Source organism: Flavobacterium sp. Flavsp81 (assembly GCF_059491325.1).
In genome coordinates this window covers 4,595,112-4,609,843 of sequence record NZ_CP168505.1, presented here as the reverse complement: position 1 = coordinate 4,609,843, position 14,732 = coordinate 4,595,112, and the positions used below count along the sequence as shown (strand labels likewise).

At 35.9% G+C, this 14,732-nt stretch carries 11 protein-coding genes and 4 tRNA genes; all 15 read right to left on the bottom strand.

Annotated elements, in window-relative coordinates; all coding sequences use genetic code 11:
- Nucleotides 1–2 precede the first annotated feature (2 nt).
- A complete protein-coding gene (gene rpoC / locus ACEN92_RS19375; protein ID WP_495639959.1) occupies nt 3–4,313 on the bottom strand; it encodes a DNA-directed RNA polymerase subunit beta' in 4,311 nt (1,436 codons plus the stop codon).
- Nucleotides 4,314–4,619: 306 nt separating this feature from the next.
- The gene (rpoB, locus tag ACEN92_RS19370; RefSeq protein ID WP_495639958.1) at nt 4,620–8,432 is read right to left on the bottom strand and encodes a DNA-directed RNA polymerase subunit beta; all 3,813 of its coding nucleotides are present in this window, start codon (nt 8,430–8,432) and stop codon (nt 4,620–4,622) included.
- 265 nt (nt 8,433–8,697) lie between these two features.
- Nucleotides 8,698–9,069 (bottom strand): 50S ribosomal protein L7/L12, encoded by a 372-nt coding sequence (gene rplL, locus ACEN92_RS19365; RefSeq protein ID WP_007807437.1) that lies wholly within the window; start codon nt 9,067–9,069, stop codon nt 8,698–8,700.
- A gap of 94 nt (nt 9,070–9,163) precedes the next feature.
- Complete coding sequence (gene rplJ / locus ACEN92_RS19360) at nt 9,164–9,664, bottom strand: 50S ribosomal protein L10 (protein WP_495639957.1); 501 nt, start codon at nt 9,662–9,664, stop codon at nt 9,164–9,166.
- A 22-nt stretch (nt 9,665–9,686) separates the two neighbouring features.
- Nucleotides 9,687–10,376 (bottom strand): 50S ribosomal protein L1, encoded by a 690-nt coding sequence (gene rplA / locus ACEN92_RS19355; RefSeq protein WP_007807440.1) that lies wholly within the window; start codon nt 10,374–10,376, stop codon nt 9,687–9,689.
- A gap of 13 nt (nt 10,377–10,389) precedes the next feature.
- Nucleotides 10,390–10,827 carry a 50S ribosomal protein L11 gene (rplK, locus tag ACEN92_RS19350; RefSeq protein WP_007807442.1) on the bottom strand — a complete coding sequence of 146 codons (438 nt, stop codon included), beginning with the start codon at nt 10,825–10,827 and terminating at the stop codon, nt 10,390–10,392.
- Nucleotides 10,828–10,897: 70 nt separating this feature from the next.
- Nucleotides 10,898–11,449 (bottom strand): transcription termination/antitermination protein NusG, encoded by a 552-nt coding sequence (nusG, locus tag ACEN92_RS19345; protein WP_029273444.1) that lies wholly within the window; start codon nt 11,447–11,449, stop codon nt 10,898–10,900.
- A gap of 10 nt (nt 11,450–11,459) precedes the next feature.
- Complete coding sequence (gene secE / locus ACEN92_RS19340; RefSeq protein ID WP_495639956.1) at nt 11,460–11,657, bottom strand: preprotein translocase subunit SecE; 198 nt, start codon at nt 11,655–11,657, stop codon at nt 11,460–11,462.
- A gap of 19 nt (nt 11,658–11,676) precedes the next feature.
- Nucleotides 11,677–11,747 (bottom strand) — tRNA-Trp (locus ACEN92_RS19335).
- 59 nt (nt 11,748–11,806) lie between these two features.
- A complete protein-coding gene (gene tuf, locus ACEN92_RS19330; RefSeq protein WP_495639955.1) occupies nt 11,807–12,994 on the bottom strand; it encodes an elongation factor Tu in 1,188 nt (395 codons plus the stop codon).
- Between the two features lie 53 nt (nt 12,995–13,047).
- Nucleotides 13,048–13,119 (bottom strand) — tRNA-Thr (locus tag ACEN92_RS19325).
- Nucleotides 13,120–13,193: 74 nt separating this feature from the next.
- Nucleotides 13,194–13,274: transfer RNA gene (locus tag ACEN92_RS19320), tRNA-Tyr, on the bottom strand.
- Between the two features lie 53 nt (nt 13,275–13,327).
- A tRNA-Thr gene (locus tag ACEN92_RS19315) sits at nt 13,328–13,401 on the bottom strand.
- 91 nt (nt 13,402–13,492) lie between these two features.
- Nucleotides 13,493–13,795: a ribosome hibernation-promoting factor, HPF/YfiA family gene (hpf, locus tag ACEN92_RS19310; RefSeq protein ID WP_495639954.1), complete on the bottom strand. Its 303-nt coding sequence runs from the start codon at nt 13,793–13,795 to the stop codon at nt 13,493–13,495.
- A gap of 34 nt (nt 13,796–13,829) precedes the next feature.
- Nucleotides 13,830–14,723, bottom strand: coding sequence for a tyrosine-type recombinase/integrase (locus ACEN92_RS19305; protein WP_495639953.1), 894 nt, complete (start codon nt 14,721–14,723; stop codon nt 13,830–13,832).
- Between the last annotated feature and the right edge of the window lie 9 nt (nt 14,724–14,732).

Sequence of the window (14,732 nt, the reverse complement as noted above, 5' to 3'; positions counted from 1 at the left end):
AATTAATAAATATATTCTTCTTTATTTGCCATCATTTCATTGTAATCGTCTTTAGAACCTACGATTGTATTATCGTATTCTCTCATACCAGTTCCAGCAGGAATTCTGTGTCCAACAATTACATTTTCTTTCAATCCTTCAAGATCATCAACTTTACCTGCTACTGCAGCTTCGTTAAGTACTTTAGTTGTCTCCTGGAATGAAGCAGCAGAAATGAATGATTTAGTTTGTAGCGAAGCTCTTGTAATACCTTGTAAAACTGGCGTAGCCGTTGCAGTAATAACATCTCTGGCTACAACTAAATTTTTATCATTACGCTTAAGCAATGAATTTTCATCACGCAAATCACGAGGTGTAATAATCTGACCTGGTTTCAATACAGCAGAATCTCCAGAATCTTCAACTACTTTCATACCATATAATTTATCATTTTGAACGATAAAATCTTTAGTATGAATCAATTGATCTTCTAAGAATAATGTATCTCCCGGATCCTGAACTCTTACCTTACGCATCATTTGACGAATAACTACCTCAAAGTGCTTGTCATTGATTTTTACCCCTTGTAAACGGTATACTTCCTGAATTTCATTTACCAAATACTGTTGAACAGCAGCTGGTCCCTGAATTCTTAAAATATCATCCGGAGTGATCGCTCCATCAGACAATGGAACACCCGCTCTTACGAAGTCATTTTCCTGAACAAGAATTTGGCTTGATAATTTAACCAGGTATTTTCTGATGTCACCAAATTTAGATTCGATAACAATTTCACGGTTACCTCTTTTGATTTTTCCAAAAGAAACAACACCGTCAATTTCAGAAACAACAGCTGGATTAGATGGATTACGAGCTTCTAACAACTCTGTAATTCTTGGTAAACCTCCTGTAATATCCCCAGATTTAGAAGAACGACGTGGAATTTTAACCAATACTTTTCCTGCTTTAATTTTCTCACCATTTTCAACCATCAAGTGGGCTCCAACTGGTAAGTTATAAGAACGGATTAATTCACCTTCTTTACCGTAAACCAATAAAGTTGGAATCAATTTTTTATTTCTGGCCTCAGAAATTACTTTTTCCTGAAAACCTGTCTGCTCATCGATTTCAACCATGAACGATTGTCCTTGCTCTAAATCTTCGTAAGCAATCTTACCGGTAAATTCAGATACAATTACACCATTATATGGGTCCCATTTACAAATTACAGTTCCTTTAGTAACAACATCTCCATCATTAACAAAAATACTTGATCCGTAAGGAATATTATGTGTGTTTAAAACGATCCCAGTTTTCTCATCAACTAATTTTAATTCAGTTGAACGTGATACTACGATATCAGTCGCATTACCTTCGCTGTCTTCACCTTTTACAGTTTTTAAATCTTCGATCTCAAGTCTACCGTTGAATCTTGTAACAATACTAGACTCTTCAGAAATACCTCCTGCAACCCCTCCAACGTGGAACGTACGAAGTGTTAACTGTGTACCTGGCTCACCAATAGACTGAGCTGCAATAACTCCGACAGCTTCACCTCTTTGTGTCATTTTTCCGGTAGCTAAGTTTCTACCATAACATTTAGCACAAATACCTTTTGTAGCTTCACAAGTTAATGGCGACCTAACCTCTACTTTTTCAATTGGAGAAGCTTCAATAACTCTCATAATTGCTTCAGTAATTTGATGACCTGATTGAACTAATACTTCATTAGTAAGTGGATTTATAACATCTTGCAATGCAACACGTCCTAAAATTCTTTCTCCTAAAGATTCGACAATTTCCTCATTTTTCTTCAAAGCAGAAACTTCAACACCTCTTAAAGTTCCACAATCTTCGATGTTTACAATAACATCTTGAGAAACGTCATGAAGCCTTCTTGTTAAGTATCCGGCATCGGCAGTTTTAAGAGCCGTATCCGCAAGTCCTTTACGAGCACCGTGAGTAGAAATGAAATACTCAAGGATCGAAAGACCTTCCTTAAAGTTAGAAAGAATCGGGTTTTCAATAATCTCACCACCACCGGCAGTAGATTTTTTAGGCTTAGCCATCAAACCACGCATACCAGTTAACTGACGAATCTGTTCTTTAGAACCCCTCGCTCCAGAGTCAAGCATCATATATACAGAGTTAAAACCTTGTTGGTCTTCTCTAATATTTTTCATTGCTAACTCAGTTAATTGAGCATTTGCTGAAGTCCATACGTCAATAACCTGGTTGTAACGCTCATTATTGGTAATAAGACCCATGTTATAATTCACAGAAATACCTTCAACTTGCTCTCTGGCATCTGCAATTAATTTTGTTTTTTGTTCCGGGATTCTAATATCACCTAAAGAGAATGATAAACCTCCTCTAAATGCGAATTTATAACCCATATCTTTCATATTATCCAAGAAAGCTGCTGTCGTAGGTACATCAGTCACACTTAAAATGTGTCCGATAATATCTCTAAGGTTTTTCTTAGTCAATACATCATTGATATATCCGGCTGCTTCAGGTACTACTTCATTAAATAATACACGTCCTGCAGTTGTTTGAATAATTTTGTACACTAATTCTCCAGCGTCATTAAAATCTTTTGCTCTAATTCTAACGCGGGCGTTCAATTCTAATCTTCCTTCGTTTAATGCAATGTTTACTTCTTCTGCAGAATAGAAAGTTAAGTCCTGACCTAAAATTACATGTTCTGGAGTAGAGATACGTTCTTTGGTCATATAATATAGACCCAAGACCATATCCTGAGAAGGTACAGTAATTGGAGCTCCATTTGCAGGGTTCAAGATATTGTGAGAAGCCAACATTAATAATTGTGCCTCTAAAATAGCCTCTGGTCCTAATGGCAAGTGAACTGCCATCTGATCCCCATCAAAATCGGCGTTGAAAGCCGTACATACTAATGGGTGCAATTGGATCGCTTTTCCTTCAATTAACTTTGGTTGAAAAGCTTGAATACCAAGTCTGTGTAACGTAGGAGCACGGTTAAGCAATACTGGGTGTCCTTTAATTACATTTTCAAGGATATCCCAAACTACAGGCTCTTTTTTGTCTATAATTTTCTTAGCAGATTTTACTGTTTTAACAATACCTCTTTCAATCAATTTACGGATTACGAAAGGTTTGTATAATTCAGCAGCCATATCTTTTGGCAAACCGCATTCAAATAATTTCAATTCAGGACCAACAACAATTACCGAACGGGCAGAATAATCGACACGTTTTCCAAGTAAGTTTTGACGGAAACGTCCTTGCTTACCTTTTAAGGAATCAGATAATGATTTTAATGGTCTGTTAGATTCTGTTTTAACAGCAGAAGCTTTACGCGTGTTATCAAATAATGAATCTACAGATTCCTGTAACATACGTTTTTCGTTTCTTAAGATAACTTCAGGAGCTTTAATCTCCATTAATCTTTTTAAACGGTTATTACGGATGATTACACGACGGTATAAATCATTTAAATCTGAAGTTGCAAAACGACCTCCATCAAGTGGCACAAGTGGACGTAATTCTGGTGGAATAACAGGAACCACTTTCATAATCATCCACTCAGGACGATTTTCGCGGTTTAAGTTAGACTCACGGAAAGACTCAACAACTTGTAATCTTTTTAAAGCTTCAGTTTTACGTTGTTTAGATGTTTCGTTGTTAGCGCTGTGTCTTAATTCATAAGATAAAGCATCTAAGTCAATACGAGCTAATAAATCCATAATACATTCTGCTCCCATTTTGGCAACAAATTTATTAGGATCCATGTCATCTAAATATTGGTTTTCCTGTGGAAGAGTATCTAAAATGTTTAAGTATTCTTCTTCAGTTAAGAAATCTAATCTTTGTAAAGATTCTCCTTCTGCATTTTTAGCAATACCAGCCTGAATTACTACGTATCTTTCGTAGTAAATGATCATATCTAATTTCTTAGATGGAAGACCAAGGATATAACCAATTTTGTTTGGAAGAGAACGGAAATACCAGATGTGAGCAATAGGCACAACAAGGTTGATGTGTCCTACTCTGTCACGACGTACTTTTTTCTCTGTAACTTCAACACCACAACGGTCACAGATGATACCTTTGTAACGAATTCTTTTATATTTACCACAAGCACATTCAAAATCCTTAACAGGTCCGAAGATTCTTTCGCAGAAAAGTCCGTCACGCTCTGGTTTGTGAGTTCTGTAGTTGATAGTTTCTGGTTTCAACACCTCTCCTCTTGATTCTTTCAGGATAGATTCTGGTGAAGCCAATCCAATTGAGATTTTATTAAATCTTTTTACTGGATTCTTATCTTTATTATTATTTCTATTATTCATCATAGTTTTTACTATTGATTTATTTGCAATTAAAAAATTGATTCTTGGTTTGGTCTAAAGTCAAATGTCATAAAGTTTTTAAAGTCACGAATGACTTTAGACTTTGGACTTTCAAACTTTCGACTTCAACACTACCTCGGGTTACTTCTCTAAACTTCAAACCTTATTATTTTGAAGTGCTAATTATAAAACTTAGGGTTTATATAAAAAATCGGAACGGTTTACGGGTATAAATCCTAAAAACTTCTATAAATGAGTAATCAGTTTTCAGATATTGCTATCTGAAAACTGAAAACTGCCTAATATTTATTATTCTTCTAAACGAATGTCAAGTCCAAGACCTTTCAATTCATGCATTAATACATTGAATGATTCCGGTAATCCTGGTTCTGGCATAGACTCACCCTTAACGATAGCCTCGTAAGTTTTAGCTCTACCAATAACGTCATCCGACTTAACTGTTAAGATTTCACGAAGTGTACTTGATGCTCCATAAGCCTCAAGTGCCCAAACCTCCATTTCACCAAAACGCTGACCTCCAAATTGAGCTTTACCTCCAAGTGGCTGTTGAGTGATCAACGAGTATGGTCCGATAGAACGTGCGTGCATCTTATCATCAACCATGTGTCCTAATTTAAGCATGTAAATTACACCCACAGTAGCTGCCTGATGGAAACGCTCACCAGTACCACCATCATAAAGATAGGTGTGTCCGAAACGTGGTACTCCAGCCTCATCAGTTAATTCATTAATTTGATCTAAAGAAGCACCATCAAAAATTGGAGTAGCAAATTTTCTACCTAAATTTTGTCCGGCCCATCCAAGAACAGTTTCATAAATCTGTCCAATGTTCATACGTGAAGGTACCCCAAGTGGATTCAATACGATATCAACCGGTGTTCCGTCTTCAAGGAAAGGCATATCTTCATGACGAACGATTCTTGCAACAATACCTTTGTTACCGTGACGTCCTGCCATTTTATCCCCTACTTTCAGCTTACGTTTTTTAGCGATATAAATTTTCGCTAATTTCAAGATTCCAGATGGTAATTCATCTCCAACTGTAATAGTGAATTTTTCTCTTCTTAAAGATCCTTGTAAGTCGTTCAGCTTAATTTTATAGTTATGAATCAAATCATTAACCATTTTATTTGTAGCGTCATCAGCAACCCATTGACCTTTGCTTAAGTGAGCAAAATCTTCTACTGCGTAAAGCATTTTTTGAGTATATTTTTTACCTTTTGGTAAAACTTCTTCACCCAAATCATTCATTACACCTTGAGATGTTTTTCCGTTAACGATAAGGAATAATTTCTCAACCAATCTGTCTTTCAATTCAACAAATTTAGTTTCAAACTCCATTTCTAAAGCGCCTAAAGCATCTTTATCCTGAGTACGTTTACGCTTATCTTTAACGGCTCTTGCAAATAATTTTTTGTCAAGAACTACACCATGTAAAGATGGAGAAGCTTTTAATGAAGCATCTTTTACATCACCTGCTTTATCCCCGAAGATTGCACGAAGCAATTTCTCTTCCGGAGTAGGATCTGATTCTCCTTTTGGTGTAATTTTTCCAATCAAAATGTCGCCAGGCTTAACCTCTGCTCCAATTCTGATCATACCGTTTTCATCTAAATCTTTAGTAGCTTCTTCAGAAACGTTAGGAATATCGTTTGTTAACTCTTCATTTCCTAACTTTGTATCTCTAACCTCTAATGAATAATCATCAACGTGGATAGAAGTAAAAATATCATCACGAACTACTTTTTCAGAAATTACAATCGCATCCTCAAAGTTATACCCTTTCCATGGCATGAACGCAACTTTTAAGTTTCTACCTAAAGCTAATTCACCATTTTGAGTAGCATATCCTTCTGACAATACTTGTCCAAGAGTCACTCTGTCACCTTTTCTTACGATTGGTTTCAGGTTAATACTTGTTCCCTGATTGGTTTTTCTAAATTTAATTAAGTTGTATGTTTTTTCATCAGCATCAAAACTAACCATTCTTTCTTCTTCAGTACGGTCGTATTTGATTGTGATAATATTAGCATCAACATATTCTACAGTTCCATCTCCTTCAGCATTAATCAATACTCTTGAATCTGAAGCTACCTGACGCTCTAAACCTGTACCAACAATAGGCGCTTCCGGACGGATCAAAGGAACCGCCTGACGCATCATGTTAGATCCCATCAAGGCTCTATTCGCATCATCATGTTCAAGAAAAGGAATCAATGAAGCCGAAATCGAAGCAATCTGGTTAGGTGCAACGTCTGTATAATGTACTGCAGATGGCTCAACAACCGGGAAGTCACCTTCTTCACGCGCAATTACGTTTGAAGCTGTAATTTTTCCAGTAGCATCCATTTCAATGTTTGCCTGAGCAATCATTTTTCCTTCTTCTTCTTCAGCACTTAAGTAAATTGGAGTACTTTCTAAATCAACTACACCATTAGTTACTTTACGGTAAGGAGTTTCGATGAAACCCATTCCGTTAACTTTTGCATAAACACCAAGAGATGAAATCAAACCAATGTTTGGTCCCTCTGGAGTTTCAATCGGACATAAACGACCATAGTGTGTATAGTGAACGTCACGAACCTCAAATCCAGCTCTCTCTCTCGAAAGTCCACCAGGTCCAAGGGCAGAAAGTCTTCTTTTGTGTGTAATCTCAGCTAATGGATTCGTTTGATCCATAAATTGAGATAACTGGTTAGTACCAAAGAAAGAGTTGATAACCGATGATAATGTTTTAGCATTAATCAAATCAATTGGTGTAAACACCTCGTTATCTCTAACGTTCATTCTCTCACGAATAGTTCTCGCCATACGTGCTAAACCAACACCGAATTGTTGAGACAATTGTTCTCCAACTGTTCTAACACGACGGTTTGATAAGTGGTCAATATCATCAATCTCTGCTTTAGAGTTGATCAATTCGATCAAATATTTTACAATGGTAATGATATCTTCTTTGGTAAGCACTTGCTTTTCCATTGGGATATCCAAACCAAGTTTTTTGTTCATTCTGTAACGACCAACTTCACCTAAGTTATAACGTTGATCAGAGAAGAACAATTTATCGATAATACCACGAGCAGTTTCTTCATCAGGTGGTTCTGCATTACGCAATTGTCTGTAGATATGCTCAACAGCTTCTTTTTCAGAGTTTGTTGGATCTTTTTGTAACGTGTTGTGGATAATAGCATAATCTGCCTGATTATTATCCTCTTTATGCAACAAAATAGATTTTACGTTAGCATCAATGATTTCTTCAACATTATCTTTATCGATAATAGTATCTCTGTCAAGGATGATTTCGTTACGTTCGATAGAAACTACTTCACCAGTATCTTCATCAACGAAATCCTCGTGCCATGTATTCAATACACGTGCAGCAAGTCTTCTTCCAATATATTTTTTAATACCTGTTTTAGAAACTTTAATTTCTTCAGCTAAGTCGAAAATTTCAAGGATATCCTTATCTCTTTCGAACCCAATTGCACGGAATAAAGTTGTAACCGGTAATTTTTTCTTTCTATCGATATAAGCATACATTACGCTGTTGATATCTGTAGAAAATTCTATCCAGGAACCTTTAAAAGGAATTACTCTGGCAGAATAAAGTTTTGTTCCATTTGCATGGAATGACTGGCCAAAGAAAACCCCAGGAGAACGGTGTAGTTGAGATACTACCACACGCTCAGCACCGTTGATAACAAAAGTACCACTTGGAGTCATATAAGGTATTGTTCCAAGATAAACGTCTTGTACAATAGTTTCAAAATCTTCGTGTTCCGGATCTGTACAATATAGTTTTAGCCTGGCTTTTAAAGGCACACTATAAGTAAGACCTCTCTCTATACATTCTTGAATGGTATAACGTGGCGGATCTACAAAATAATCAAGGAACTCCAATACAAAGTTGTTTCTGGTATCTGTAATTGGAAAGTTTTCCATGAAGGTATTGTACAATCCTTCGTCGCCTCTTTCGTCAGATTTGGTTTCCAATTGGAAGAAATCTTTAAACGATTTTACCTGAACATCCAGAAAATCCGGATATTGAGGTATGTTTTTTGTAGAGGCAAAATTCAATCTTTCAGTCTGATTTGTTATCATCAATGGACAAAATTTTGATTAAAAAAAAGTAATTTTTTGTGTAAACACACACTGTTTAATTTATACTTTCTTATTAAAATCAATACATCTTTAAAAATAAATCGGCAAATGTGATTCAATTTTTTTTCTTCGTATTGATCAAAAACTTTTTCGTATTTTAAACTATTTGATAATAAAATTGGGATATATTTTATTATACGAAAAATGGTTTAGGCCATTGAGCGTTCACTCAAGACCTAAACCTAGTTCTTAAAACCGAGTTGAATTATTTTAATTCAACTACAGCTCCAGCTTCTTCTAATGATTTTTTAAGACCTTCAGCCTCTTCTTTAGAAACACCTTCTTTAACGTTACTTGGAGCACCGTCAACTACATCTTTAGCTTCTTTCAAACCTAAACCTGTAAGTTCTTTAACTAATTTTACAACTGCTAATTTAGAAGCACCAGCTTCTTTCAATACAACTGTAAATTCAGTTTGTGCTTCTTCAGCAGCACCTTCTCCACCACCAGCAGCAACTACTACAGCTGCAGCAGCAGGCTCGATACCATACTCGTCTTTTAATATTGTTGCTAATTCGTTAACTTCTTTAACTGTTAAGTTAACTAATTGTTCTGCGAATTGTTTCAAATCTGCCATTTTTTCTATCGTTTAAAATGATTTGTAAAATATAATTTATTTATTGTGCGCTAATTAAGCAGCAAGGAATAAATTCCCTGCATTGTTGAATTCATTATGCTTCAACTTCTTCGCTGCCCGCGAATTTGTTTTGTAAAGCAGAAATAATTCTTTGTGCTGGTGATTGCAATAATCCAATAAGTTCTCCAAGAAGTTCTTCTTTAGATTTGATAGTTGCTAATGCATCTAATTGATCATCTCCAATGTAAATTTCAGAATTAATGTAAGCTCCTTTTAATACAGGCTTAGCTGATTTTTTTCTGAAATCTTTAATTATTTTTCCAGGTGCATTTGCAACATCTGAAATAAATATAGCACTGTTACCAGTCAATACTGAAGGTAAATCACCATAGTCATTAGCAGAAGCTTCCATTGCTTTTGCAAGCAAAGTGTTTTTTACAACCTCTAATTTAATACCTGCTTTAAAGCAAGCTCTTCTCAAGCTTGAAGTAGTTTCTGCGTTTAATCCAGAAATATCAGATACATAAATAATATTTGTACCAGCTAACTGTGCAGTTAAATCTTCAATCGCGATTGATTTTTCTTCTCTAGTCATACTAAAAATTATTAACTACCAATTATACTGCTTTTGGATCCAATGCAATTGCAGGACTCATAGTGCTTGTAAGGTGAATACCTTTAATGTAGGTACCTTTAGCAGCAGTTGGTTTAAGTTTGATTAATGTTTGAATAATTTCGTGTGCATTGTCATAAATTTGCTCAGCTCCAAAAGAAACTTTACCAATTCCAGCATGTACGATACCAGTTTTATCAACTTTAAAGTCAATTTTACCAGCTTTAACCTCTGCAACAGCTTTAGCAACGTCCATAGTCACTGTACCTGTTTTAGGGTTTGGCATTAAACCTCTAGGTCCTAAAATACGACCTAATGGACCTAATTTACCCATAACAGCCGGCATAGTGATAATTACATCAACATCTGTCCAACCATCTTTAATTTTTTGTAAATAATCGTCAAGACCTACATAGTCTGCTCCGGCTTCTTTAGCTTCCGCTTCTTTATCCGGAGTAACCAATGCTAATACTTTAACATCTTTACCAGTTCCGTGAGGTAATGTAACTACACCTCTAACCATTTGATTCGCTTTTCTTGGATCTACACCCAAACGAACTGCGATATCAACAGACTCATCAAATTTTGCAGAAGCTATAACCTTAATCAATGCAGCTGCATCTTTCAAAGAGTATAGTTTGTTCTTTTCAATTTTTGAAGCAGCCTCTTTTTGCTTTTTTGTTAATTTTGCCATTTCTTTCTCTTAATTAAAAAGGAGCATCTCCTGATACAGTTATACCCATAGACCTAGCAGTTCCAGCGATCATGCTCATTGCAGATTCGATTGTGAATGCATTTAGATCTACCATTTTATCTTCAGCAATTGCTTTGATAACGTCCCAAGTAACACTAGCTACTTTTTTACGATTTGGTTCACCTGATCCAGACTTTAGCTTTGCAGCTTCCAATAATTGGACAGCAGCTGGAGGAGTCTTAACAACAAAATCAAATGATTTGTCTTTATACACAGTAATTTGTACTGGGCATATTTTGCCGGGTTTATCTTGAGTTCTAGCATTAAATTGCTTACAAAACTCCATGATGTTTACCCCAGCAGCTCCTAAAGCAGGTCCAACCGGTGGCGACGGATTCGCAGCACCTCCCTTAACTTGTAGTTTAACTACCTTACTAATTTCTTTAGCCATTTTTTAAAAAATTTAACACCACAATCATTATGGAAGCGATTGCAGTGGATATTATAGATGTAACAAAAAATTATACTTTTTCAACTTGCATAAAACTCAGCTCTAATGGTGTTTTTCTTCCGAAAATCTTAACCATTACTTCAAGTTTACGCTTCTCTTCGTTTATTTTTTCAACTGTTCCGTTAAATCCGTTAAACGGACCATCAATAACTTTAACAGTTTCTCCTAAATTAAAAGGAATAGCACGAGTATCTGTATTCACAGCCAGCTCATCCACTTTACCTAACATTCTATTTACTTCAGAAAGCCTTAAAGGAACAGGCTCTCCTCCTTTAATTTCACCTAAAAATCCAATTACACTCGTAATAGATTTAATAATATGAGGTATCTCACCAACTAAATTGGCTTCGATCATAACATATCCAGGAAAATATACTTTATCCTTAGACATTTTCTTTCCCTCTTTTACAGTAACTACTTTTTCTGTAGGCACTAAAACCTGGGAAACATAATCACCCATACCTAATCTGGCAATCTCAGTTTCGATGTAAGCTTTGACTTTATTTTCTTGTCCGCTTACAGCTCTAACTACGTACCATTTTTTCACATTATTATCTGCCATCACAAAAAAATTATCCTTTTAACCAGTTAAAAAATCCAGCCAAAGCTTTTGCAAAAAATTCGTCCGTTCCCCATGTTGCCAAAGCGAATAAAATCGAAAATACAGCTACAACAATTGTCAATTTTTGCACTTCAGCCCAATCCGGCCAAGTAACATTTGACTTTAACTCTTCGAAAGCCTCTGATAAATAATTAGTAACTTTTGTCATTTGATATATTTTTTTATTGCACGGGCGGAGGGATTCGAACCCCCATCAACGGTTTTGGAGACCGCTATTCTACCCTTGAACTACGCCCGTAATTAAAGCCAGTGATTTCAGTTAAGAAAATCAACTGGCTTTTATAATATTTAATAGGATTATCCTACGATTTCAGTCACCTGACCTGCACCTACAGTTCTACCACCTTCACGGATAGCAAAACGTAAACCTACGCTCATTGCGATTGGGCTTAACAAAGATACATTGATAGTCAAGTTATCTCCTGGCATTACCATCTCTACTCCTTCTGGTAAAGTAATAACCCCTGTTACGTCAGTTGTACGTACGTAGAACTGTGGACGATAGTTATTATGGAATGGAGTATGACGTCCACCTTCTTCTTTTTTCAAGATATAAACCTCAGCTTTGAAAGTAGCGTGTGGTTTTACTGATCCCGGCTTAATGATAACCATTCCTCTTTTGATAGATTCTTTATCAACACCTCTTAACAATAAACCTACGTTATCTCCAGCTTCACCTCTGTCAAGGATTTTACGGAACATCTCAACTCCTGTAATAGTAGAAGTCAATTTATCAGCTCCCATACCAATGATTTCAACAGCATCTCCTGTATTAGCAATACCAGTTTCGATACGACCTGTAGCAACAGTTCCACGACCAGTAATTGTAAATACATCTTCAACCGGCATCAAGAATGGTTTTGCAGTATCACGTACCGGCTCTTCGATCCAGCTATCAACAGCCTCCATTAATTCAATAATTTTAGGAACCCAAGCAGGATCATTATTCAATCCTCCTAAAGCAGAACCCTGAACAACAGGACCATTATCTCCATCATATTCGTAGAAAGATAATAAATCTCTAATTTCCATTTCAACAAGCTCTAACAACTCAGCATCATCAACCATATCTACTTTGTTCATGAAAACTACCATTCTAGGAATACCAACCTGGCGACCTAAAAGGATGTGCTCACGAGTTTGTGGCATTGGACCATCTGTAGCAGCAACTACTAAGATAGCTCCGTCCATTTGAGCAGCTCCAGTAACCATGTTCTTTACGTAATCCGCGTGACCCGGACAGTCAACGTGAGCGTAGTGACGGTTAGCTGTTTCATACTCTACGTGTGATGTATTAATAGTAATACCTCTTTCTTTCTCCTCTGGAGCGTTATCGATTTGATCAAACGATTTTGCTTGACAGTAACCAGCATCAGACAATACTTTTGTAATTGCTGCAGTTAATGTAGTTTTTCCGTGATCCACGTGTCCAATTGTACCTATGTTTAAGTGCGGTTTGGAACGATTAAAATTCTCCTTTGCCATTTTACTTAATTTTTAATCTTAGTTATATATTAATTCAATTTCCTACTTACTTGAGCCAATGTCGGGAATTGAACCCGAGACCTCTTCCTTACCAAGGAAGCACTCTACCCCTGAGCTACACCGGCAGAGAGTTCTGATTTTAGATTCAGATTTTAAAAACCTACAATCTATAATCCAAACCTTAACTTCTTTTTTTTTGTGGGGAGAGCAGGATTCGAACCTGCGAAGTTCACACAGCAGATTTACAGTCTGCCCTCGTTGGCCGCTTGAGTATCTCCCCATTTTTTTTATCAATAATCACACGAACTAATTCCAAATCGCATTGGAAAAAAGAGCCGGCGGAGGGACTCGAACCCACGACCTGCTGATTACAAATCAGCTGCTCTAGCCAACTGAGCTACGCTGGCAAAATCAATAAAAAAAGTCCGCTATTTCTAACGGACTGCAAATGTAGCTATTTTATCTTTGAATCAAAACATTTTTTAAAAAAAATTTCAATTATATATGTGCTCTTATTTTTTCTTTCCTTTTTACCAGCAAACGTTCTAAAGATTCAGCCGAAAGTTCTACTGCTTCCTCAAAAGTCTTACACTGTTTTTTTACCAAAAAATCATCTCCCGGAACATTCATCTTAATCTCTACCATCTTGTTTTCCTTGTCACTTGTTCTTTCTACCTTTAAAAAAACACCCGAGAACACTACTTTATCGTAGTATTTTTCTAATTTACTCATTCTTTCCTGAATAAAATCTACCAATTTTTTGTCAACAGTGAAGTTAACTGCATGAACATCTACCTTCATAATACTAATTTTAGGGTTAAACATTTCAGAGCAATTATTTATTTCTAGGATGCGCATTCGTATACACCTTTTTCAACTCTGCTAAACTATTATGAGTATACACCTGTGTAGAAGCCAAACTAGAATGTCCTAATAACTCTTTAACTGAATTTAAATCTGCTCCGTTATTTAATAAGTGTGTCGCAAAAGTATGCCTTAAGACATGCGGACTCTTTTTTACTTTTTCGGAGACTTTACTAAAGTAACAATTTATTAATCGATACACAAAAGATTCGCTTAATTTTAACCCTTTTTTCGAAATAAAAAAATAATCAACATCTACTATATTATCAAGCTTACTTCTTTCGTTCAAATACAGCTTAAACTGCTCAATCACAACAGGCAAAACAGGAATAATTCTCTCCTTATTTCTTTTCCCTAAAACCTTAACCACATTCGAAGATAAATCAACATTATAAACCATCAGACTTATCAACTCCGCTCTTCGCATTCCGGTAGTATAAAACAAATCAATAATAAGCTTGTCCCTCACTTCTTCAAAACCAACAGGATCAATCACAACATCCATCAAGTCATTCATTTCTTTTTCGGAAAAAGGAATTTGAATAACCCTGGAAGACTTTAAGGCCTTATGCTTCTGCATCGGATTCACCTCTATCTGTTTTATTTTTAAAAGAAATTTATAAAATGACTTCAAAGATGCCATTTTTCTATTAACTGATGCATTCGAAATCTCAGCATTCACAAGTGAAACAATCCAGCTTCTAATCTGACTGTAATTCACTTTCTCTATGCCTTCCTGTTCAAAATTAGTTTTATTGAACTCTTCAAAAAAAGTAATATCATTCAGATAAGCATTTACAGTATGCACCGAATATTTTTTTTCCAACTGAAGATAATCACGAAATGCTTCCTTATTTGTTTTCATAAAAGCCCA